This window comes from Thermotoga profunda AZM34c06, from assembly GCF_000828675.1.
GTDB classification, from domain to species: Bacteria; Thermotogota; Thermotogae; order Thermotogales; family DSM-5069; genus Pseudothermotoga_B; species Pseudothermotoga_B profunda.
Genome location: NZ_AP014510.1, coordinates 378,681 through 400,146, shown reverse-complemented (window position 1 = coordinate 400,146; position 21,466 = coordinate 378,681). Strand labels below are relative to the sequence as shown.

22 protein-coding genes, 3 tRNA genes and 1 other annotated feature are annotated in these 21,466 nt (G+C 39.8%); of the genes, 8 read left to right on the top strand and 17 right to left on the bottom strand.

The features are described 5' to 3' along the window. Window positions 1-12 precede the first annotated feature (12 nt). The 12 genes from rpoB to TSP02S_RS01855 form a co-directional block, all read right to left on the bottom strand. The gene (gene rpoB / locus TSP02S_RS01905; RefSeq protein WP_041081471.1) at window positions 13-3,531 is read right to left on the bottom strand and encodes a DNA-directed RNA polymerase subunit beta; all 3,519 of its coding nucleotides are present in this window, start codon (window positions 3,529-3,531) and stop codon (window positions 13-15) included. Between the two features lie 161 nt (window positions 3,532-3,692). Continuing rightward, window positions 3,693-4,085: a 50S ribosomal protein L7/L12 gene (gene rplL, locus TSP02S_RS01900; RefSeq protein WP_041081469.1), complete on the bottom strand. Its 393-nt coding sequence runs from the start codon at window positions 4,083-4,085 to the stop codon at window positions 3,693-3,695. 15 nt (window positions 4,086-4,100) lie between these two features. Continuing rightward, on the bottom strand, window positions 4,101-4,643 hold the full coding sequence (gene rplJ / locus TSP02S_RS01895; RefSeq protein ID WP_041081467.1) for a 50S ribosomal protein L10: 543 nt from the start codon (window positions 4,641-4,643) through the stop codon (window positions 4,101-4,103). A gap of 12 nt (window positions 4,644-4,655) precedes the next feature. Beyond that, window positions 4,656-4,787, bottom strand: a sequence feature (ribosomal protein L10 leader region). Further along, a complete protein-coding gene (gene rplA / locus TSP02S_RS01890; RefSeq protein WP_041081465.1) occupies window positions 4,785-5,489 on the bottom strand; it encodes a 50S ribosomal protein L1 in 705 nt (234 codons plus the stop codon). It overlaps the preceding feature by 3 nt. Before the next feature lie 20 nt (window positions 5,490-5,509). Beyond that, the gene (rplK, locus tag TSP02S_RS01885) at window positions 5,510-5,935 is read right to left on the bottom strand and encodes a 50S ribosomal protein L11 (RefSeq protein WP_041081464.1); all 426 of its coding nucleotides are present in this window, start codon (window positions 5,933-5,935) and stop codon (window positions 5,510-5,512) included. Between the two features lie 42 nt (window positions 5,936-5,977). Next, window positions 5,978-7,042: a transcription termination/antitermination protein NusG gene (gene nusG, locus TSP02S_RS01880; RefSeq protein ID WP_041084018.1), complete on the bottom strand. Its 1,065-nt coding sequence runs from the start codon at window positions 7,040-7,042 to the stop codon at window positions 5,978-5,980. 5 nt (window positions 7,043-7,047) lie between these two features. Then, the gene (secE, locus tag TSP02S_RS01875; RefSeq protein WP_041081462.1) at window positions 7,048-7,245 is read right to left on the bottom strand and encodes a preprotein translocase subunit SecE; all 198 of its coding nucleotides are present in this window, start codon (window positions 7,243-7,245) and stop codon (window positions 7,048-7,050) included. 26 nt (window positions 7,246-7,271) lie between these two features. Further along, window positions 7,272-7,348, bottom strand: a tRNA-Trp gene (locus tag TSP02S_RS01870). A 5-nt stretch (window positions 7,349-7,353) separates the two neighbouring features. Further along, window positions 7,354-7,500, bottom strand: coding sequence for a 50S ribosomal protein L33 (gene rpmG, locus TSP02S_RS10895; RefSeq protein ID WP_082025864.1), 147 nt, complete (start codon window positions 7,498-7,500; stop codon window positions 7,354-7,356). A 27-nt stretch (window positions 7,501-7,527) separates the two neighbouring features. Continuing rightward, window positions 7,528-7,614 (bottom strand) — tRNA-Tyr (locus tag TSP02S_RS01865). 8 nt (window positions 7,615-7,622) lie between these two features. Beyond that, window positions 7,623-7,698: transfer RNA gene (locus tag TSP02S_RS01860), tRNA-Thr, on the bottom strand. A 115-nt stretch (window positions 7,699-7,813) separates the two neighbouring features. Continuing rightward, on the bottom strand, window positions 7,814-9,628 hold the full coding sequence (locus TSP02S_RS01855) for an aldehyde ferredoxin oxidoreductase family protein (RefSeq protein WP_041081461.1): 1,815 nt from the start codon (window positions 9,626-9,628) through the stop codon (window positions 7,814-7,816). A 128-nt stretch (window positions 9,629-9,756) separates the two neighbouring features. Between TSP02S_RS01855 and TSP02S_RS01850 the strand changes: the two genes are divergently transcribed. Together TSP02S_RS01850 and glyS are read left to right on the top strand one after the other, a co-directional pair. Continuing rightward, the gene (locus TSP02S_RS01850) at window positions 9,757-10,602 is read left to right on the top strand and encodes a glycine--tRNA ligase subunit alpha (RefSeq protein ID WP_041081460.1); all 846 of its coding nucleotides are present in this window, start codon (window positions 9,757-9,759) and stop codon (window positions 10,600-10,602) included. Beyond that, window positions 10,599-12,614, top strand: a complete 2,016-nt coding sequence (gene glyS / locus TSP02S_RS01845) for a glycine--tRNA ligase subunit beta (RefSeq protein ID WP_041081459.1) — start codon at window positions 10,599-10,601, stop codon at window positions 12,612-12,614. The genes TSP02S_RS01850 and glyS overlap by 4 nt, the downstream gene beginning before the upstream one ends. A gap of 19 nt (window positions 12,615-12,633) precedes the next feature. Here the strand turns inward: glyS and guaB are convergent, their stop codons facing one another. Then, window positions 12,634-14,094 (bottom strand): IMP dehydrogenase, encoded by a 1,461-nt coding sequence (gene guaB / locus TSP02S_RS01840; RefSeq protein WP_041081458.1) that lies wholly within the window; start codon window positions 14,092-14,094, stop codon window positions 12,634-12,636. A gap of 77 nt (window positions 14,095-14,171) precedes the next feature. On the opposite strand from guaB, the gene TSP02S_RS01835 reads away from it, so the two are divergent. The 6 genes from TSP02S_RS01835 to TSP02S_RS01810 are packed head-to-tail and all read left to right on the top strand — an operon-like array spanning window position 14,172 to window position 18,841. Then, on the top strand, window positions 14,172-14,441 hold the full coding sequence (locus TSP02S_RS01835; RefSeq protein ID WP_041081456.1) for an acylphosphatase: 270 nt from the start codon (window positions 14,172-14,174) through the stop codon (window positions 14,439-14,441). A gap of 15 nt (window positions 14,442-14,456) precedes the next feature. Next, window positions 14,457-15,068, top strand: coding sequence for a dTMP kinase (gene tmk, locus TSP02S_RS01830; RefSeq protein ID WP_041081455.1), 612 nt, complete (start codon window positions 14,457-14,459; stop codon window positions 15,066-15,068). After that, complete coding sequence (locus TSP02S_RS01825) at window positions 15,068-16,177, top strand: ABC transporter permease (protein WP_171816301.1); 1,110 nt, start codon at window positions 15,068-15,070, stop codon at window positions 16,175-16,177. Before tmk ends, TSP02S_RS01825 begins: the two co-directional genes overlap by 1 nt. Window positions 16,178-16,182: 5 nt before the next feature. Further along, on the top strand, window positions 16,183-16,740 hold the full coding sequence (yfcE, locus tag TSP02S_RS01820) for a phosphodiesterase (protein WP_041081452.1): 558 nt from the start codon (window positions 16,183-16,185) through the stop codon (window positions 16,738-16,740). Then, on the top strand, window positions 16,737-17,708 hold the full coding sequence (locus TSP02S_RS01815; RefSeq protein WP_041081450.1) for a hypothetical protein: 972 nt from the start codon (window positions 16,737-16,739) through the stop codon (window positions 17,706-17,708). Before yfcE ends, TSP02S_RS01815 begins: the two co-directional genes overlap by 4 nt. Next, on the top strand, window positions 17,705-18,841 hold the full coding sequence (locus tag TSP02S_RS01810) for a trans-sulfuration enzyme family protein (RefSeq protein WP_041081448.1): 1,137 nt from the start codon (window positions 17,705-17,707) through the stop codon (window positions 18,839-18,841). The genes TSP02S_RS01815 and TSP02S_RS01810 overlap by 4 nt, the downstream gene beginning before the upstream one ends. Before the next feature lie 20 nt (window positions 18,842-18,861). Here TSP02S_RS01810 and tsf read toward each other — a convergent pair whose 3' ends face one another. Genes tsf through lgt form a run of 4 tightly spaced genes read right to left on the bottom strand, consistent with a single transcriptional unit; the run spans window position 18,862 to window position 21,464 of the window. Then, on the bottom strand, window positions 18,862-19,458 hold the full coding sequence (gene tsf, locus TSP02S_RS01805) for a translation elongation factor Ts (protein WP_041081446.1): 597 nt from the start codon (window positions 19,456-19,458) through the stop codon (window positions 18,862-18,864). Window positions 19,459-19,502: 44 nt separating this feature from the next. Then, window positions 19,503-19,988: a pantetheine-phosphate adenylyltransferase gene (coaD, locus tag TSP02S_RS01800; protein WP_041081444.1), complete on the bottom strand. Its 486-nt coding sequence runs from the start codon at window positions 19,986-19,988 to the stop codon at window positions 19,503-19,505. 1 nt (window position 19,989) lies between these two features. Then, window positions 19,990-20,616, bottom strand: a complete 627-nt coding sequence (locus tag TSP02S_RS01795) for a metallophosphoesterase family protein (protein WP_041081442.1) — start codon at window positions 20,614-20,616, stop codon at window positions 19,990-19,992. After that, complete coding sequence (gene lgt, locus TSP02S_RS01790; protein ID WP_041081440.1) at window positions 20,613-21,464, bottom strand: prolipoprotein diacylglyceryl transferase; 852 nt, start codon at window positions 21,462-21,464, stop codon at window positions 20,613-20,615. Before lgt ends, TSP02S_RS01795 begins: the two co-directional genes overlap by 4 nt. Between the last annotated feature and the right edge of the window lie 2 nt (window positions 21,465-21,466).

Below are 21,466 nucleotides of genomic sequence, written 5' to 3'. Positions count from 1 at the left end.
TCGGCAACCTTTTTAAACCCGGTCAATATCGACTTCATTGCCGCTTTCATCATAGACTCTCACATCTAATGCAAGGCCTCTCAGTTCTTTGATCAACACACGAAAACTTTCAGGTATACCGGGTTCAGGTATGTTTTTGCCTTTGAGGATTGCCTTGTAAACTTCATTTCTACCCTTGATGTCGTCTGATTTGATCGTTAACATTTCATTCAAAGTGTGTGCAGCTCCATGAGCTTCCAGTGCCCAAACTTCCATTTCACCAAATCTCTGACCACCAAATTGAGCCTTACCACCAAGAGGTTGCTGATGTATCAAAGAATAAGGTCCGGTGGAACGAGCATGTATTTTGTCTTTTGCAATATGGATGAGTTTCATCATGTAGATACATCCAACGACTACGGGCTCTGCAAATGGTTCTCCCGTTCTTCCATCTCTGAGTACGACTTTACCAGAACTCTCTTGATCGTTGTCTCCTTCGTCAAGACCGAGAACTCGTCTCTCTTCATAAAGCCAAGGCAATATTTCATTTTCCTTAGCTCCATCGAAAACTGGTGTTGCGAACCAGTTGTTCGTTAATTTTGCCAACCACCCAAGGTGGGTCTCAAGAATCTGTCCCACATTCATTCTCGATGGAACGCCAAGCGGGCTGAGAACTATCTGAACGGGTGTACCATCTGGCAAAAATGGCATATCTTCTTTCGGCAAAATCTTTGAGACTACACCTTTATTTCCATGCCTTCCTGCAAGTTTGTCTCCAACTTCAAGTGTTTTTCTGCACGCAACATAAACTTTTACAAGTTTATTGACACCGGCTCCAAGATCCGATACATCTTCTTTGTCAAAGATTTTTACATCTATAACCCTTCCATCGGTTCCGTGAGGTAGTCTAAGTGATGTATCCTTGACATCTTTACCACGCTCGCCAAAGACCGATCTTATGATTTTTTCTTCCGGTGTTGTTTCACCTTCGCCCTTAGGTGTCACCTTACCCACAAGAATGTCTTGTGGACCCACATAAGCACCTATTCTGACAATTCCATTTTCATCAAGATTTCTCAAGGCTTCTTTGCTGACATTTGGAATATCCACTGTTATTTCTTCGGGACCGAGCCTTGTATCACGCGCTTGGGTTTCGTAAACTTCGATGTGCACCGATGTGAATGCGTCTTCCTCCAGTAACTCTTCACTAACGAGAATGGCATCTTCGAAATTGTAACCTTCCCATGGCATGAAAGCAACCAGTACGTTCTTTCCCAAGGCAAGCTCTCCCATGTCTGTCGCAGGACCATCGGCAATAACATCGCCAGCTTTGACCAAATCTCCAGCATTGACTATTGGGCGCTGATTCACCGTTGTATCTTGATTGGTACGTATGAATTTCATCAAGTAATACTCATCCAAAACCGGTTTACCATCTCTAACAATGGGCTTGCCATCTTTATTGATTCTTTCGATAACTATCTTTCTTGCATCTACCTTTCTGACTATTCCATCGTGTTTTGCCAATATGACATAACCAGAATACAAAGCTGCGTCATACTCGATGCCAGTGGCGACAAACGGTGCTTCTGGCTTCACAAGAGGTACAGCCTGCCTCTGCATGTTAGAACCCATCAAAGCCCTGTTGGCATCGTCGTGTTCAAGAAATGGTATGAGTGCTGTAGAAACACTGATAATTTGCTTTGTCGAGACATCCATGAACTGAACCTTTTCTCTATCAACATACTGGACTCTTTCCATGAACCTTACAGGTACTTTTTCATCGACGATATTCCCGTCCTTGTCAATCTTTACAGTACAAGGAGCAATATTGTAGTGTTCTTCTTCGTCTGCTGTGAGATAAACTATCTCATCTGTAACACGACCATTGACAACCTTCCTATAAGGTGTTGTCAAAAAGCCAAATTTGTCAAGATCTGCATATACTGCCAGAGATGTTATGAGACCTATATTCGCACCTTCAGGTGTCTCGATTGGACACATTCTTCCATAGTGAGAATGGTGAACGTCTCTTACCTCAAATCTTGCACGTTCGCGCTTCAATCCACCTGGTCCCACGGCAGTCAAACGTCGTTTGTGTGTTAGTTCTGCCAATGGATTTACTTGTTCCATGAACTGCGATAGCGGGCTGGTGGCAAAAAATTGGTTGATACTTGCAATTATGGTTTTGACATTTATCAAACTCTGGACGGATATTTTATCCAGCGAGTTGTAAAGAGTCAGGCGTTCCTGTATCAATCTCTGAGCACGAGAAAAAGCTCTTTCAAACTCGATTTTTATCAACTCACCGACAGTTCTCACCCTTTTATTTCCAAGATGATCCTTGGTATCCATTATCTCTGGGTTTCTGCTCACATCAAGCAGATATCTCGTAGCAAGAACAATGTCAAGTGTTGTTAGAACGGGATCTTGTGATTCATAATCTCTCTTCCCGGCTTCTTCTTCTGAAAGTCCTTCTATCTGTACAAGATACTTCTTGTATGCTTGGTTCAATCTTCTGTTTATCTTATAACGTCCCACATCTGATAGTTCAAATCTTTCAGTGCTAAAATACAATCCTGCCAGATAAGCCCTTGCCGCATTAACCCTTGGAATTTCCCCGGGTTTTAGTTTTCTGAATATTTCCATATGCGCTTTATCAGAATCAACTTCACCATAAGCATCTATCATTTTTTCCAGGGTCTTCTGAGCTGCTGGATGAGCCCTCACTATGGTCGACAATTTTGACTCCAAGATGGTCTTAGCAGCTGACTTAGTCAGAATGCCACCTTTTTCAACGACCTTTTCTCCATCAATAACAACATCATGGAGAATAATGGACCCAACGGCTTTCTCCATGGTATATTCGTCGTCAGCATCTATCGAATCAGGGAAAAGTTCCAAGATCTTCAAATCATCCTCATAACCAAGTGCTTTGAAAAGTAAGAAAAGATTTATTCGCCTTTTGCGGTCAATTCTTGCATAAAACATGTTTTCCGCAGTATGATAGAGTATCTCCAGCCAAGCACCTCTAACTGGTAAGAAATGTGCAACATATATGGGTGCCACTACTTGAGTCTTTGGTATTTCGTCCACGAAATAAACACCCGGCGCTCTCACCAACTGGCTTACTACAACTCTCTCAGCACCATTGATGATGAAAGTACCATTCTGAGTCATGTATGGTATAGAACCCAAAAATGCTTCATCTTGACGCATTTCACCGCTGTTAACGTCCGTAATTCTTACCGTTGTGTAAACAGGAACAGTGTGGGTCAATCCTTTTTGCTTGCATTCCTCAACTGGCGCATTCGGTTCTCCAATTTTGGTTGAGATGAACTCCAAAAGAAGTCCTTTTTCACCTCTTTTCAAGTCACCTTTATGTGGTTGAGAGCTAATCGGAGAGAATTTCTTGAGAACTTCCATTATACCATTCTCCAAGAAATCTCTGTAGGAATCGATTTGCATCGATATGAGGTTAGGCACCTTTACTGCATCTTGTATGCGACCGAAGGTGAGTCGTTCTCTTCTTCCATATCGTACGGTTCGCATCAAATCACCCCATTTTGTGGTAGAATCTTCTTAGGAGCAAAAAGACAAGAAAATTACAGAGTAGCAGAGACACCAAAATATGTTAACACAAAACAACCTATACCAGCATAGCTGGTATAGGTTTGATACATATTTTTTTCCATCAAGAAAAGCTATTCACATTACTTCAAAGTAACCTCTGCTCCAGCCTCTTCAAGTTTCTTTTTCATATCTTCTGCTTCATTCTTTGGCACGCCACTCTTAACGATTGCATCTGGGCTTCCTGCTTTTTCAACTAAATCTTTCGCTTCTTTCAAACCGAGTCCAGTTATTTCTCTTATTACCTTGATAACTCCTATTTTGTTTGCGCCGAAACTCTTCAATATGACATCAAATTCTGTCTTTTCTTCAGCTTGAGCTTGTGGTGCACCAGCAGCAGCTGGGGCAGCAACAGCAGCGACAGCAACGGGAGCAGCCGCTGTAACACCAAATTTTTCTTCAAGAGCCTTAACAAGTTGAGCAAGTTCAGCAACTGTTAACTTTTCAATCGCCTCAACAATTTGTTCCACATTCATTTTACCACACCTCCGTCATTGTGATTTCTTTTCTTGTACGGCACTCAAAACATACAAAAGTTTCCTAATAGTTCCGTTCAGCACGTAGACCAAGTTAGTAATAGGTGCTTGCAATCTTCCAAGTACCATCGCGTAGAGCTCTTGTTTTGTTGGGAGATTCGCCAGATTGTTAACTTGATCGCCATCAAACCATTTTCTTTCAAGGTAAACTCCTTTGAAAATACCTTCTAATTTTCTTTCCTTGGCAAATGAGTTGATGATTTTTATCGCATCAACTGGATCTCCAGAGCGAACATATAAAACTGCTGTTGGACCAGACAAAACTTTTTCGAACTCACTCGAATTGTAACCAACCTCCGACAAGGCTTTGCCGATCAAGGTGTTTTTGGCTACAGTGAAATGAGCAGCTCTTTGGTATTTAGAATAAATTCTGCGCCTAATTTCTCTCATCGTTGCCACGTTGAAACCTGTGTAGTTCACAAACAATATCAGTGAAGAATCACTGAATTCCTCTTTGAGTCTTTCCAATATCTGTTGCTTTTGCTCTTTTGTTATCAACTTCGCACCTCCTTTCACAATAAAAAAGGTCTCTTAATCAAGAAGAGACCCCACGCCAAAAAGCGTAATCCACAATCTTGCCTCGGTAGGCGGGGAGTACCTCTTCTGAAAACCTACTTTCTTCGGCTATTCACTTTATCTTTACTGTGCCGATTCAAGATCTGCCTGATCGACCTTTATTCCAACTCCCATCGTAGAAGTTACAACAACCTTTTTTATGAACTGTCCTTTGACCCCTGCTGGTCTCAATGCCATTATCTGTTTATAAGCGGAAATCAAATTTTCCTTCAATTTTGAAACATCGAAAGACCGCTTTCCAATTGGAACATGCAAACAACCTGTCTTATCACTTCGAACTTCTACTCTACCCATCTTGAACTCTCTGACTGCTGACTCAACATCATCAGTCACCGTACCTGATTTTGGGGATGGCATCAAACCACGGGGACCGAGAATTTTTCCAAGTTTACCTATTGATTTCATCATATCCGGTGTCGCTATTGCAATATCAAAATCGGTGAAATTCTCATTAGTTATCTTTTCAACCAACTCATCGCCACCGACGAAATCCGCTCCTGCTTTTTTTGCTTCCTCTGCCTTATCGCCTTTTGCGAAAACTAATACCCTAACAGTTTTACCTGTTCCATGTGGAAGAACGACAGTACTACGAACTTGCTGTTCAGGTCTCTTTGTGTCTATGTTAGTTGACATGTGTAATTCTATAGTTTCATCGAATTTCGCTGTAGCAGTTTGTTTCACCAAATCAAGAGCCTCGTCAATCTTATAAAATCGTGCTCTATCGATCTTCTTCCTTATTTCCTCATATCTTTTGGAGTGCTTCGGCATACGCCTCCTCCTTTCTTAAGTCAGTCTACAACTTCTATTCCCATACTTCTGGCTGTACCTTCAACTATCTTAATTGCCGCTTCAAGATCATTAGCTGTTAGATCAGGCATCTTTATCTTTGCGATTTCCTCTACTTGCTTTCTGGTAACCTTTCCTACACTTTTTCGTTTTGCTTCTCCAGAGCCTTTTTCAAGACCTGCTGCCTTTTTCAACAAAAACGACGCTGGTGGTGTTTTGACGATAAAGCTGAAGGATCTGTCTTCGTAAACTGTTATAATAACTGGCAAAACCATACCAGCTTTGTCAGCGGTTTCGGCATTGAATCTCTTGCAGAACTCCATTATGTTTACTCCTCGCTGACCCAGAGCAGGTCCTACAGGAGGAGCAGGAGTTGCCTTACCAGCAGGAAGCTGCAACTTGACTTCTGCAACAACCTTCTTCGCCATTCAGTTTCCCTCCTTTGGTGGTCTGGGAATATTCCCTCCCACTCATTGAATCTTTTCAACCTCCGATGTCTTAACGGTCACAGGAGTTTCTCTTCCAAATATAGTAACCGCAACACGTAATTCTTGTTTCTCTGGGTCTATTTCCTTAACTACCCCGGCAAAGTCCTCAAATGGTCCTGATGTTATTTTTACAACATCACCAACACGGAAACCAAACTCAACTTTGACAGGTCTTACCTTTTCTTCATATGTTTCTAATCCTGCAAGTCTCAAGATAGCACGGGCTTCTTTCGCTTTAAGTTCTAAAGGTTGTCCACCGGACGATACGAAATCTATTATATTTGGAACGGTTCTCGCAAATTGCCATGTTTCATCGTTCATCATCATTTCAACAAAGATGTAACCGGGGAACAATCTTCTCTTATGAGTTTTGGCTATTCTGATCTCTTTTCTTGTTCCCAGATCGACTATTTCAACACGACCATTTGTATCAGATTGAATCTTCCTGCCTTCTGCGAGAAGTTCTCCATTCTTTACTTTTTTACCCTTACTGACCCTTTGCGAGTCAAAAACTTCAAGAGGAATATGGTACACATCTATTTCTCCATCTTCTCTCTGAATTTCTACACGCTTAACTCTTTCATTTTCGACTATCTTCCCGTCCAATTCACATAAGTATTCAAAATCCTTCGTTAGAGGCATACCTTGCTTTATTCGAGCACCTATTTTTATACCAGTTTCGAGTTTTGATCCCTCTGGTAGAAAATAGGTCTTGGAATACTTTCTGTCTATCGTTTCAACGACAACTTTTCTATAGTTTCTGATATTAGTTATAGTGCCACTGTGTCGGACATGAATCGCCGGTTCTTCAGCGAGCAAATCACCTTTTTCGACATCGGTACCACTTTTCACAGTTATCTTTGCATTCAAAGACACAACGTAGCGTTTTACTGATTTTGCAGTTGCATCCAAGATCGTTTCCTCTGGAACCAGTATTCTGCCAAAGAAACGACTCGACCCCGTTGATTTTATCTTCGCCTCCAAGTTTTCTTTCGCTGTTTGTTCAAAACCTGCCATGGTTCTAAGGATGAACCATTTTTTCTTCACATTTATCACCCTATGCCCAAGGCCTTCAGTAACGCTCTGATACTCCCTGAGAAAAACATATCAAGTAGAAAGAAATAAACTCCCATTACTAAGAGTATCAAAACAACTACGGAAGTGGAGGTCAAAAGCTCATTTCTATTGGGCCAATGAGTCTTTTTTGCCTCACTGAGGATTTCTTTGAAAAACTTTTTAATCTTCTCCATTCGTATCCCTCCAGGATACAAAAAATTGGCAGGGCCGGCAGGAGTCGAACCCGCAACCCCCGATTTTGGAGACCGGTGCTCTACCCAATTGAGCTACGGCCCTGCGTCTCACTTAGCCTCATTATGAACTGTGTGCTTGTCACACTTTGGACAGTATTTTTTCAGACTCAACTTGTCCTTGTCGTTCTTACTCTTGTCTGTATAGTAGTTCTTTGTACCACAGACTGAACACTTAAGGGATATCTTATTTCTCATTTTCTCACACCTCTTATTCGTAAGAAATGGTGGTGAGGGGAGGATTTGAACCTCCGAAGGCGTTCCGCCAGCGGATTTACAGTCCGCCCCCTTTGGCCGCTCGGGCACCTCACCACCCATTTTGGAGCCAGCGAAGGGACTCGAACCCCCAACCTGCTGATTACAAATCAGCCGCTCTGCCGGTTGAGCTACGCTGGCACCACATCCTTGTCAATTATATTCTCTGATACTTTGCTTGTCAAGGAACTGCATATTTGAAGATACAACATTTGTCTCTAAATAAGATTAAGCGTTTGTATCGTGTTGGAAAAATTTAACTGAGAATACCTCTTAGGTCATCGAGAACAAAGTCAAGTCTTTGTTTTTTCAGTGTTTCAACCGTAGGTATACCTCTTTCATCCCAACCTCTCAATTTGTAATACTCACTGAGCAGTTGATCGTATTTATCTCTTTCAAGCTTCATTCCATCTATTTCTTGGTCAAACCATCTCTTTGGAGGATAATCCATATACCTGTTCCAATTTCCTTTGAATTCTCTCACCCAATAGCATCTTATCAGAGAATAAACCCTGTCTGCAGCTTCAAAGATCTTTTGCAAAGTCCAGTCTTTTCCAGTTATTGCACTCAAGATCTTTGCATACCACTCAAGATCCAATCCAAGTTCTACCCACGGCAAGCGGCATGCAGTTAAAATCTCAAACATGCCACCTCTTATACGTTGTTGCTCGATTACCTTAGAGGCTTTTTCCGGTGAATAAGTCATTACGTACTTAGATGCAGCACCTTCCTCCAGAGGTGAAGAACCTATTTCCCAGGCGATGATCCAGGCTTCTTTATGGTGTGCACCGATAGCACTTGTTCCGTAAGCAAGAGCCATAGCTGGGTATATATAACAATTGTAAGCGGAAACCTCAAGGCCTTTAACATGCATTGCAATATCTTCAAGATTCATCTTTTCCGCAGCTACTTTGACACCTTCAGCGAGTAAATTGGCAAGCTCGCCATCGCGATAAGCAATTTTTTTCGTCAATTCAACGGCTTTTTCGTATTCTCCAAAACCTGGTGCATCTTTTATTATTCCCTTTTCATGTGCTTCCATCGCAAAGCTCAGCACCACGCCGAGTGAAATAGTATCCATACCAAATTCATCGGCCAATCTGTTCAAGACTGCTACCCGATTCAGTGAAGGCATACCAGTGTTTGGACCGAGCATACCAACATTTTCGTAATCGAGTTCACTTTCCTTGCCTTCCATGTCAAGAACGACATTTCCACATATCATATTGCAATTGGGACATCCTCGCTTACTGACTTTCATGGCTTCCATGGAATATCCATCAACCGATCGAGCATATTCGAATTTCACTTGGGAGAAATTCCTCGTGGGAAGTGCACGATTCTTGTTAGCCCATTCGAGTGTGGCGAGTGTTCCCTGTCTCATCCAAAAATCATAGGCAGGTAACTTGGGAATGATTTTATAGACTTCTTTTGTGTATTCTTCAAAAGCCTTTTTATCTTTTACCTCAACATCTTTTGTTCCCTTTACAACAATGGCTTTAAGTTTCTTACTTCCCATAACCGCACCCATACCAGGTCTTCCGCCAGAACGCCCCTCCTGAGATATGACCACGGCGAATTTCACCAAATTCTCACCAGCAGGACCTATACTCAGAACTCCAATGTGATCTCCATGAACTTGTTTTAATTTTCTTTCAGTTTCAAAAGTACTCAGTCCCCAAATACCTTCTGCGCTCAATATACTCACGTGATCATCTTCAACATAAAGATAAACAGGCTTGTCGGATACCCCTTCTATAACAATTGCCATGTAACCAGCTTTTCTCACGTGAACAGACGCCATTGTTCCTATATTTCCATCACCATATCCACCTGTTAATGGACTTTTGGATGCTATGACGAGTTTCCCTCCACTTGGTGTTCTCAATCCATTGAATGGACCTGCAGCCACTACGAGTTTGTTTTCACTGGATAGTGGATCAACATTTTTTACCTCATCCCAGATAATTTTACTTGCGAGACCTCTTGCGCCTATAAAGTCATCCAGAATTTTTTCGTCGATCTCTTGTTTTGTGACACTTTTTGTCGAAAGATTCACTCTTAGGATCATAGATATTTCCCCCTTTAATAGATATTCACAACTTGAGTATAGCAAAATTAATCAATTAAACCAAAGGTACAAACTCTTGAAAGGTGTTATACAAAGTCGTATAATGAGCATGAAACGGAGGTGTTTTGATGTACTTGCAAGAGGTAATAGAGAGACTCAACAATTACTGGGCAGCTGTAGGATGTATGATAGATCAACCATACGATATGGAAGTTGGCGCTGGTACTTTTCATCCTGCCACTTTTTTTGGATCACTGAGAGAAGGAGAATGGAAAGTTGCATTCGTTCAACCAAGCCGCAGACCAGCAGACGGTAGGTACGGTGAAAATCCAAATCGTCTTCAAAGATATTTTCAGTATCAAGTCATCATAAAACCATCACCAGAGGATTCCCAAAATTTGTACCTGGATTCTTTACGCGCCTTAAACATAAATCTGAATGAACACGATGTCAGATTCATAGAAGATAACTGGGAATCACCGACTCTTGGAGCGTGGGGTGTCGGTTGGGAAGTTTGGCTTGATGGTATGGAAATAACGCAGTTTACTTATTTCCAACAAATCGGCGGCATTCCTCTGAAATCTATTCCACTCGAGATAACCTATGGTGTTGAGAGAATAGCTATGTATCTCCAAGGAAAGAATAATATCTTCGATGTGATGTGGAACGAGAAGATCTCATATGGTCAGATCTACCTGGAAAACGAAAGACAATTTTCCAAATACAATTTTGAGCTTTCAAATGCACAAAGTCTTTTCCAGTTATACGATATCTATTCTTCTGAATTTGAGAACCAGATCAACAATGGTAATTATCTTGTGGCATATGACTATATGATAAAATGTTCTCACACCTTCAATTTACTCGATGCAAGAAATGCCATAAGTGTCGCTCAGAGACAACAGTATATAAGATCTATCAGGTCTATGGCTAAACGCTGTGCGGAAGCCTTTTTGGGAGGTCAATCAAAATGACAAAAAGTGCACTATTTGAAATAGGTGTCGAAGAATTGCCAGCAAGTGAAATCGATCAGATAAAACAACAGATCAAAGAGTTATCGGAGAATTCTCTACGTGAATCAAAAATCGATTATGAGAAATTATTTTGTTTTGTGACAAATCGCAGAATCTGTATATTAATACAAAATCTCTCTGAAAAACAGCAAGACATGATTGTTGTGAAAAAAGGGCCATCTCAGCAAGTAGCCTTCTCTAATGGTGAACCCACAAGAGCCCTGATGGGTTTCTTATCGGCTAATCAAGCGTCTGAAAATGATATCTTCGTTCAGGAAGGTTATATCTATCTGAAAAAGAAGATCGAAGGAAGAAAATCAGAAGAAGTTTTACCAGAAATTTTCAAAAATATAGTTTTATCACTTAAGTTCACTAAACCAATGAAATGGGCAAATGGAGAATATGAGTTCATAAGGCCTGTGAAATGGATTTTATGTATATACAACGGTCGTGTTCTTCCACTCGAGTTGTTTGGAATAAAATCATCGAATAAGACTCATTCACATCCATATATTGGAAAGAAAATAGAAATTGAGAAGCCTGAGAACTATATAGATATCCTCAGAGAACATTTTGTAATCGTTGATGAGGAAGAAAGAAGAGAAAAGATAAGAAGACAACTCGATGAACTTGAGAAACAAAATGAATTCAAATGTGAGAAAGAAGAAAAGATGATCGACAAGATTTCAAAGATAACAGAATGGCCAATTGCAATAGTCAGTGATTTTAAGCAAGATTATCTGAATTTGCCACCCGAACTCATAACCGTTACCATAAAACATCACCTGAGTGCATTCACAACATCAAAAAATGGCAAAATGACAACCTCTTTCATTGCTTTCGTAGACAGACCAGAAGGGGATTTTTCCAAAATCATTCAAGGATATCAAAATGTCGTTAATGCACGTCTCGAAGATGCTCATTATTATCTCGAGATAGACAAAAGATATAAACTCGAGGATTTCAACAAGAAGTTACAAGAGATGGTCTTTCAAAAAGAACTTGGCACACTATTTGACAAGGTCAAACGAATTGAAGAAATTTCAGTGTATATCGTTGAGAAACTTGGTCTGAAAACTTTACTTGAGAAGGTTCGGAGAGCGGCTATACTGTCGAAGGCCGATATTGCTTCTCACGTTGTATATGAATTTCCAGAACTGCAAGGAGTTATGGGAAGAATCTACGCTACCTTGAATGGAGAAGACAGCGAGGTTGCCTACGCGATAGAAGAACAATACGCAGAGCAATTACAAACAAAGATTGGTGCCATCATAGGTATTTCTGACAGAATCGACACAATCGTTGGAAATCTTGCAGTTGGTAATATACCAAGTGGCTCGAAAGATCCTTTTGGTTTGAGAAATAAGTTGGATACGATTTTGCGCGCAATTGTACTCCAAAGGTGGGATATAGATCTCGAAGATTTACTGTATACAGCACTGAAGCTTTTAAACATGAAATGTAGTAATCAAACGATCGAGGATTTCATGAGTGGAAGGTATTACGCATTTTTAATCAACGAAGGATTTACATATGATGTAGCCAGAGCCGTTGTCCACTTATGGAAAAGACCACTCAGAGGATTTCTCTCGGCTAAAGCAGTGTCGAAAATGATGGATACCGAAGACTTCAATAAATTGTGTATCGGATTTGAGAGAGTTCATAACATTACAAAGAATTACACTGACACGAATTTCGACGGTGCTTTGTTTGAAAAAGAGGCTGAGAGATCTCTGTTGAATCAATTCATTCATGCAAAATCTATTGTCTCAGAGAGCCTGAAGGAACTTGATTACGAAAAGGCAGTGAGTTCGTTAATCTCGTTAAAGCCACACATAGATAATTATTTCAACGAAGTTTTTGTTATGTCTGACCGAGAAGATATAAGAAAAAACAGACTTGGTTTTCTCAAGAATATCGATAAATTGTTCATGGAAATAGGCGATCTAACTCAATTAGTAAAAAGAGAATAAGGGCGCCATGCGCCCTTTTTCATTGGTTAGAAGGCGACCAGTAATTCGATGGCTCTCTTGTGATGATTATGTCATGTGGATGACTTTCACGAACACCTGCTTGAGTTACTCTCATGAACACTGCTTTATCTCTTAATTCCTGCAAATTTCTCGCACCGATATAACCCATCCCCGCTCTCAAACCTCCAACAAGTTGATGGACTACATCTTTTACGGCACCTTTGTAAGGTACCATCCCTTCAACCCCTTCAGGAACAAATTTGAAGTTTTCATTTTGAAAATATCTGTCTGCACTGCCCTTTTTCATAGCAGCCTCACTGCCCATTCCTCTGTATGCCTTATATTTCCTTCCCTGGTACAAAATCGCATCACCTGGCGCTTCCTCCGTCCCTGCGAAGATACTACCTATCATCACTGAATCAGCACCAGCTGCAAGTGCTTTGACGATATCTCCAGAATATCTTATACCGCCATCTGCAATGGAGGTCACTCCGTAATTTCTACAGACCGCTGCACATCTCATGACTGCCGTCAACTGTGGAACACCTATACCTGCAACAACCCGTGTAGTGCAGATCGAGCCCGGTCCTATTCCAACTTTCACAGAATCAGCTCCTGCTTTGATCAAAGCTATTGCACCATCCTCTGTTGCAACATTTCCAGCTATGATAGGAAGATCTGGAAAATCTGCCTTTATTTTTCTGACTGTCTCCAAGACCTTCTTAGAATGGCCATGTGCCGTATCAACTACGATAAAATCTACTTGGGCATCTCTCAATGCCTGTACCCTTTTCAGTGTATCTTCACCAGTACCAACCGCCGCACCAACGATTAACCTTCCCTTCGAGTCGCGAGCTGCAAAAGGATGTTCGATGACACTCATAATGTCTTTAATGGTTATCAAACCAACTAATCTCTTTTGCGAATCAACTAAGGGTAATTTTTCGATTTTATGCGCATGCAGGATTTGCTTAGCTTCATCAAGACTGATTGATGGTTCCGCAACTATGAGTTTTGACATCGGTGTCATCAATTCTTTAACGGGTTTGGTATAATCCTTCTCAAATCTGATATCTCTATTAGTTATCAAACCAAGTAGATGTCTGTCTTCATCAACAACTGGTAAACCACCTATGCGATAAGTTGACATGAGTTCTAAGGCCTTCTCTATAGTATCATCAGAATTAATAGTCACTGGATCATAGATGACTCCGTTTTCAGTTCTTTTTACAATCGAGACTTGATGAGCTTGTTCTTCAATGGACATATTCTTGTGGATAACTCCAACTCCACCTTCTCGGGCGAGTGCTTTTGCGAGTTCCGCTTCTGTGACTGTGTCCATAGCGGCACTGACAAGTGGTATATTCAACCAGATATCCTTTACCAACCTCGTTTTCACATCAGTCTGAGACGGCAGTATTTCACTATATTGGGGTATTAAAAGAACATCATCAAAAGTAAGCCCTTCTTGAAAATTCAAGGTTCCACCTCCTATACATTTTGCATTTTTCGATGTATTATGTTTTGCAGAAATTATATCATCGAGGTGGTTAACTTATGTCGGCATTTTTCATAAAAATCTACGGTCGTGTACAAGGTGTTGGATTTAGGTATTTCGCTTACAAAATTGCAAAGAAAATGGGTGTAAATGGTTATGTGAGAAATGCTGACGATGGCTCTGTGGAAATTCACGCACAAGCAAGTGAAAATGTATTAAGAGAATTTATAAACCAAGTGAGTAGAGGTCCAATCTCGGCAATAGTCACAAATGTAGAATACAAGGAGGTCAGCGAGGAAGATTTTCAGACCTTTGAAATTCTCGATTGAAAAAGGAGGGAAATAATGTTCGTATCGTTTGAGGGGATCGATGGTAGTGGCAAGGGCACACAAGCAAGACTCTTTTTGGAATATCTTAAAGAAAAAAATATCCCTTTTATTTACGTTAGAGAACCTGGGGACACAGAAATCGGTGAGGCAATAAGGAAATTACTTTTAGAAAATCGTGATATGCCGATCTCTCCAAGAGCAGAACTTCTGCTGTTTTTGGCAAGTAGGGCTCAATTGGTATCGCAAGTAATATCACCTGCTCTGATCGAAAACAAAATAGTTGTGGCAGATCGATTCATAGACTCGAGTGTTGCTTACCAGGGTGCAGGAAGGAATATAGGATTAGAAGAAGTCGAAAAATTGAATGATTTTGCAACAAGTGGTTTGAAGCCAGACTTGACGTTTTATATAGATATCACGGTAGAAACTTCAATGAAAAGGAAGAAAGTCTTTGATAGAATTGAATCTGAAGGATATGAATTTCTCAAAACGGTCAGAGACGCATATCTATATCTGGCAAGAAAATTTTCTGACAGGATAGTAATAATAGATGGAGAAAAAACTGTCGAGGAAATTCACAAGCAAATCATTGGGATTTTTGAGAAACGAGGTGGACAGAGTAGATGATGCAAATTTCAAGATTAATTTTAACTGATTTAAAGCGCATCTTTAAGAATCGCCTGTCTCTTTTCACAATTATTACCGTGCCACTACTTGTGATACTATTAACTACTATCTTGTTCAACAGTTACAGTTTGTTTCATGCTCGAATTGGCATAGTCAACCAAGACACTGACCCACTCTCAAGATTCACAGTGGGTATAGTCATGTCTCTTTTCAGGGGAGGTACCATATCATATGCTGGACCTGATTACGAAAAGAGACTGTTGAATGGTGAATACAACGCAATTGTGGTGATACCAAGAGATTTTTCAAAGGATCTGTATGCTGCAAGACAAACAACTATGACTTTCATACCAAGTCCAATAGATCTCCAGGTATCATCGATCATGTATCAACTTTTTAGATCCATGTTCGAAGATCTTCAAGGTAGCCCATTCTTCGACCCACAAGTGATCAGATATTTATTTGCTTCTCCTGGTTATCCTGCACCGAAATTGATAATGAGCGAGAAAGAAGAGTTACTCAGCTTCAAATCCCTGCTTACCCCCATTGCTATTTTTTTATCGGCAGCCTTTGTGGTACTTGCGTTATCTTGTGGATCGATAGTTAACGAAAAGGAAAACGGCTTAACAGATATATACCTTTCAAGCAATTTGAATCACATGTCATACACCATATCGAAGATTTTTTCTTATACCATATTGGGTATCATAGAATCTTTCATTGCTTTTGTCTTATTTATTTTTCTGAAGGTTCATCTTCCCGTTGGATTACTTATTTTACTGATCTTTTTGAATTCCTTTTTTCACGCCTGTGTTGGTGTTCTTCTCTCTTACTCAGCTGGGAGCACACAAACAGCAAGCCTTTTTGGTTTGAGCGTGGTCGTCGTCTCCTTCTTTTTGAGTGGAATGATAGTACCGATAAGTTCAATGCCCCAATCGGTCCAGACAATTGCAAAGTATTTCCCGCTATTTTTGGTGAATTACACTTTGAGAAAAACCCAAATATATGGCTTGGTTGGAACAAACGAATTGATCACCATGGTTGTGGTTTCAACGATAATCGTTTCTTTGACAACAGTTGTAGGGATTTTTTACTTCAAAAGAAGGTGAAAGATTTGTCCAAAGTATTGATTGTTTCAGACACACATGGTTCACTCGCAAGTTGGAATAAGATTGAAAAATCATTTCAATCGATTGACGAAATCTTTCATCTCGGAGATATTCTTTATCACGGTCCGAGAAATCCTCTACCCAATGGTTATAACCCAGCCGAACTTGCCAGTATCTTAAAGGCAAAGACAAATATATCGTACGTAAGGGGAAACTGCGATGCAGACGTCGATCTTTTAGTTCTTGAGAACGAAGATATGCCCAAGATAATGTCTTTAACCTTTAGAGGATTCAAAATGGTTCTGTTGCATGGTGAGAATATTCAAAATGACGATGAAATTACGCAATTACTTGACAAATACAGTGCTGATATACTGGTTTACGGGCATTTTCATATCCCAAGACTTGAAACAGTAAAATCAAAAATCGTCCTCAATCCAGGCAGTCCTTCCCTTCCAAAGATGAATTACCCACCGACATGTGCTTTGCTTGAATTTTCACAGAATCTGAGAATATCTATCTATACCATCGAAGGAGAATTGTACAAGGAGATGTTCTTATGATAGATCTTTCGACATTGATCGAGGGGCTAAATCCAAGAATCGAAATCGTTAAAAATGAAGGCACCATGTTACCGTCAGATATCGATTATGCTGAATCGGCATCGATTCTCGAAGAAGATGTTGTGAAAAGTGAATCACCTTGTGAAACAATAGTATTTATAGACAGCAGAAGAAGAACATTTGAATCAATAAATATCCTTGGATATGTTGTTTTGCTGAGTCAGATCGTTACAGGTGCTGTTATTTTCAAGAATGGGAAGTGTACAGTGCTTTTTTCACCAGATAAGGGTCCAGAATCAAAGTTGGTTCTTGCAATGCCAAGAGCATTATCAGAGATACTTGAACTGGGTGAAAAAAGTGTAAGAATAGGCAAATTACTCTGTGATGTTGCCATTGGTAACGATGCCAAATCCGCATTGGATTCCTATATGCAACAAATTGAACGAAATGAGGTATGTAAATATGTCGGTGATTTCTTAACGATAAAAGATGGAAGCATTGATTTTACAACGCCTTCTTTCGGTGTGGCACGTGGTCCTGTTGGATTAGTAAAAAACGTGCAAAAAGCCTTCGTGAGTCTGGAAGTCTTCAAAACATATGGCTCTATGAAAAAAGCACAGAGATCTAAGTGCATTGTTACGAAACTGGTTGGCAGTGATTCTCTTTTGAGAATAATGTCATATATCAAGTTGGTTAATATTCCTGGTCTGAAGGGTCTTGTGCGCATGGAAACAGTCATCGAAGAAGATAGATTTGAACAGACAAAATACGACATTTTCGAGACTTTCAATCAACTTGCTTCAACTTTACCTTCATTAGTAGATGAACATTCACTTATTCCACGAACACCTGAAGATACACTACCGGTTATCTTTTTAGAGCGTTACTTAGATCGATATTTCTACAATCAATCTTATATACACTGTAGTCTCACTGAAGCCCTACATGGAAAGGAAGTGATATTTTGAAGGGATTTTCCACAAGATCGATCCATATAGGGGAACTCCATCAGCTCGATTCAGTTACCACTCCTATCTATCAAACCGCCAATTTTCTAATGAGCCCATCTAAGTACAGAGTAAATTACCGTGACAATTATATCTATTCGAGAATGTCAAATCCAACAGTAAGGGCTGTGGAACAAAAATTGGCAAATTTGTGCGGAGCAAAGGAAGGTATTCTATTCTCATCTGGTATGGGAGCGATTACTTGTTCACTTTTATCGGTTCTTTCAGAAAAAGACAAGGCAATCTTTCTAACCGAGCTCTATGGTGGCACACACAGCTTAATTCAAAAAATTTTACCTGCATTGGGTATTAAGTGTGATTTTTTCTCAGTGGATGATATATCAACTCTCTCAATCAATGATGCAAAAGTCATCTATGTTGAATCCTTGACGAACCCACTTTTGAAACTCACAGATGTAGAATACTTATCAAAAATCGCGCATGAAAATGGTGCTCTACTCTTTGTAGATAATACTTTTTTATCACCGTATAATTTCAGACCACTTGAATTCGGTGCAGATTTGGAGATACACAGTGTCACAAAGTATATCAACGGTCATTCAGACGTAATCTTAGGATTTGTGACAAGCAAAAGAGAAGATCTCATCGATATGATTTGGCAGAAGATGTATACGTTGGGGCTCAATCCCAATCCTTTTGAAGCATATTTAGTGGGAAGATCTGTTAAGACTCTCGCATTGAGAATGGAAAAACACAATCACAACGCAGAACAAATTGCGCAGTTTTTGTCAAACCATGAAAAAGTGACCAATGTCAGATACCCAACATTTTATACACGAATTCCCAAGTGTTATGAAAATTGCCCAGGTTTTGGAGCAGTTGTCTATTGCGATCTTTCAACACAAGAAAGAGCCTTACACTTTGTCGAAAACCTAAAAATATTCAAACAAGCAACTTCACTTGCAGGCGTAGAGTCCTTAGTTACAATCCCATCTTTGACCTCACATGCCTCACTGAGTGATGAAGAACTCAAAAGAGCTCAAATTTCAAAAGGTGGAGTGAGAATTTCTGTGGGAATAGAGGATTTGGAGGACTTGGTTGAAGATCTAAAACAAGCACTGGAAAAAATTTAAGGCGCCTTAAGGCGCCTTTTTTATTCTGCTCCAACCTGCATTCTCACAAATCTGGTAACTCTGATGTTCTCTCTTATCTTACCTATGAGTTCATCAATTATTTGTTTCACTGTTTTTGTATCATCAAAAATATATTTTTGATCATAGAGACATACCTCTTCATAGAACTTCTCAAGCTTTCCCTGTACTATTTTCTCAAGAACAGCTTGTGGTTTATTTGAATCCTTTAGTTGTGCCAAATAAATCTCTTTCTCCTTCTCAATGACATCCGCGGGAACGTCTTCTCTTGTTACATAAGTGGGATTCATCGCAGCAACATGTTTTGCAAGGTTATATGCCAATTCTTTGAATTCTGGCATCCTTGCAACAAAATCCGTTTCACAACCAAGTTCAAGTAGAACTCCTATCTTATCATTGAAATGAATATAAGAAGTCACTACTCCTTCTTTAGTTGCTCTTCCAGCTTTCTTCTGAGCGACGGCAGCTCCACGTTTTCTGAGTATTTCAATTGCTTTTTCAAAATCGCCTTGGGCTTCATTCAAAGCCGATTTACATTCCATGACTCCTGCACCTGTCATATCTCTGAGTTTTTTTACCATCTCTGCACTTATCTCCATACAAAAACCTCCTTTTAGTCTTGGGCAAAATTAGCCGAGCCATATTATATCACAGCATTCAGTTTCATTTTCTTTAAAGCTTCTACTACATTTGGTGGAACCCACATACTCACATCTCCACCCATCGCTGCAACCTCTCTCACAAGACCTGAGGACAAAAAGGAATATCTTTCATCCGTCATGAGAAAAACCGTCTCGAGTTCATGACAAAGGTGTTTGTTCGCTATAGCCATCTCAAGCTCATATTGAAAATCCGTCAGAGCCCTCAACCCTCTGATCACAACTTTTATACCCTGTTTTCTAAGATAATCTACCAAGAGACCCTCATGATAATCCACATGAACGTTCTTCTTATCGCCAACCAACTGTGATATCATTTCCATCCTCTCTTGTGCTGTAAAAATTGGTTTCTTACGTGGATTTACCATTATTACTACCCATAACTCATCAAAGATTTTCAATGCTCGATTGATTATATCCAAATGCCCATAAGTTATCGGATCAAAAGATCCAGGGTATACCGCCTTCATTTTAATCACCACCACAGCTGGTCTGGAAGACCTTACCATCGTCAATCCTAAGTGCCGTTAATTTCCCACCGTATACACAACCAGTATCAATCCCTATCTTATCATGCAAGACAAGCACATCATTAAAAGGTGTATGTCCAAAGACCACCTTATATCCTTTCAATGGATTTTCACTGTATATAAACTCCTCTCTTATCCACAACAAATCAAAAGTGTCTTGTCTTTCTAAAGGGATATGCGGCCTAACACCTGCATGTACAAAAAAATACCCATCTTCGATGTGATAATAAACGGTGTTTTTGAAAAACTCAAGATGCTCTAAGGGTATCTTTCTCACATCTTTATAACTTCTAATTGTCGCACCTGCTCCGTTCATCATCCAAAGTTCAAAATCTTTACCATCAAGTAAATAATTCAACATCATCCACTCATGATTGCCTCTGAGAAAAACACAATCGTAGGTTTGACTCAAAATCATCAGTCTATCAACAACTGCTTTGCTATCTGGACCACGATCCACATAATCACCAAGAAATATCAATTTATCTCCTGTACGAAGGGGTAATCTATCCATCAAATTGTTCAGTGACTCTACACAACCGTGAATATCACCTATTGCGTAAATCAACTCAAGTCCCTCCGTCTGTACAAAAACAGACCAAAACCTATCAGTATCATCAAAGCACTGAACAATTGTGCCGTTCGCAGATTACCCAAATAAAGACTGTCAAGCCTCAGTTTTTCAATGCAGATTCTGCCAAGTGAATAAAGACACAAATAGAGCGAAAAAACCTCACCAAAATTCTTTCGATATTTCTTCATGAATTGAGTCAAAATAAAAAAGACAAAAAGATCCCAAAGACACTCATATAAAAAAGTCGGATGAAAATACTCAAATTGAGAATAACCAAATGGTCGAAACTTAGCTGGCACATACATCTTCCATGGCAGATTTGTTGGTGCTCCAAAGGCTTCATAATTGAAAAGATTTCCCCATCTACCTATCGCTTGACCTAATGGAAGGTATGCAGCACCAAGATCAAGAATTTGAAATGTACTAAAGCTGATCTTTTTTTTCAATTTGGTGTAGAAAGCAAAAGTAACTATGGCAAAAACAACTGCTCCTTGTATTGCCAATCCCCCATGCCACAACATCAAGATTTCAATGGGATTTCTTTGATAATACCTCCAATTGAAGATGACGTAAAAAAGCCTTGCTCCTAATATTCCAAAGATCACGGCATAAAAGATGAGTTCATCAAGTTGATCTAAAATGATATTCTCTCTTTTTGCACTTTTTCTTGCAAGATAATAAGAAATGGCTATTCCGAAGAGAATTAAAACAGAGTAATAACGAAGTTCGAATCTTCCGAATTTTAATATAGCACTTGATAAAATGAGTTCCCCACGGAACACTTGTATGAGAAAGATCGAGCACAGAATTGAAATTACGATAAAAATCAATAACTTCAACATGA

Coding starts and splice junctions, on each gene's coding strand:
- tmk (WP_041081455.1), top strand. CDS start 14,457: ATGTTCGTATCGTTTGAGGGGATCGATGGTAGTGGCAAGGGCACACAA.
- glyS (WP_041081459.1), top strand. CDS start 10,599: ATGACAAAAAGTGCACTATTTGAAATAGGTGTCGAAGAATTGCCAGCA.
- rpmG (WP_082025864.1), bottom strand. CDS start 7,500: ATGAGAAATAAGATATCCCTTAAGTGTTCAGTCTGTGGTACAAAGAAC.
- TSP02S_RS01825 (WP_171816301.1), top strand. CDS start 15,068: ATGCAAATTTCAAGATTAATTTTAACTGATTTAAAGCGCATCTTTAAG.
- coaD (WP_041081444.1), bottom strand. CDS start 19,988: ATGAAGGCGGTATACCCTGGATCTTTTGATCCGATAACTTATGGGCAT.
- TSP02S_RS01835 (WP_041081456.1), top strand. CDS start 14,172: ATGTCGGCATTTTTCATAAAAATCTACGGTCGTGTACAAGGTGTTGGA.
- tsf (WP_041081446.1), bottom strand. CDS start 19,458: ATGGAGATAAGTGCAGAGATGGTAAAAAAACTCAGAGATATGACAGGT.
- rplL (WP_041081469.1), bottom strand. CDS start 4,085: ATGAATGTGGAACAAATTGTTGAGGCGATTGAAAAGTTAACAGTTGCT.
- rplK (WP_041081464.1), bottom strand. CDS start 5,935: ATGGCGAAGAAGGTTGTTGCAGAAGTCAAGTTGCAGCTTCCTGCTGGT.
- secE (WP_041081462.1), bottom strand. CDS start 7,245: ATGGAGAAGATTAAAAAGTTTTTCAAAGAAATCCTCAGTGAGGCAAAA.
- rpoB (WP_041081471.1), bottom strand. CDS start 3,531: ATGCGAACCGTACGATATGGAAGAAGAGAACGACTCACCTTCGGTCGC.
- lgt (WP_041081440.1), bottom strand. CDS start 21,464: ATGTTGAAGTTATTGATTTTTATCGTAATTTCAATTCTGTGCTCGATC.
- TSP02S_RS01855 (WP_041081461.1), bottom strand. CDS start 9,628: ATGATCCTAAGAGTGAATCTTTCGACAAAAAGTGTCACAAAACAAGAG.
- rplA (WP_041081465.1), bottom strand. CDS start 5,489: ATGCCGAAGCACTCCAAAAGATATGAGGAAATAAGGAAGAAGATCGAT.
- TSP02S_RS01850 (WP_041081460.1), top strand. CDS start 9,757: ATGTACTTGCAAGAGGTAATAGAGAGACTCAACAATTACTGGGCAGCT.
- TSP02S_RS01815 (WP_041081450.1), top strand. CDS start 16,737: ATGATAGATCTTTCGACATTGATCGAGGGGCTAAATCCAAGAATCGAA.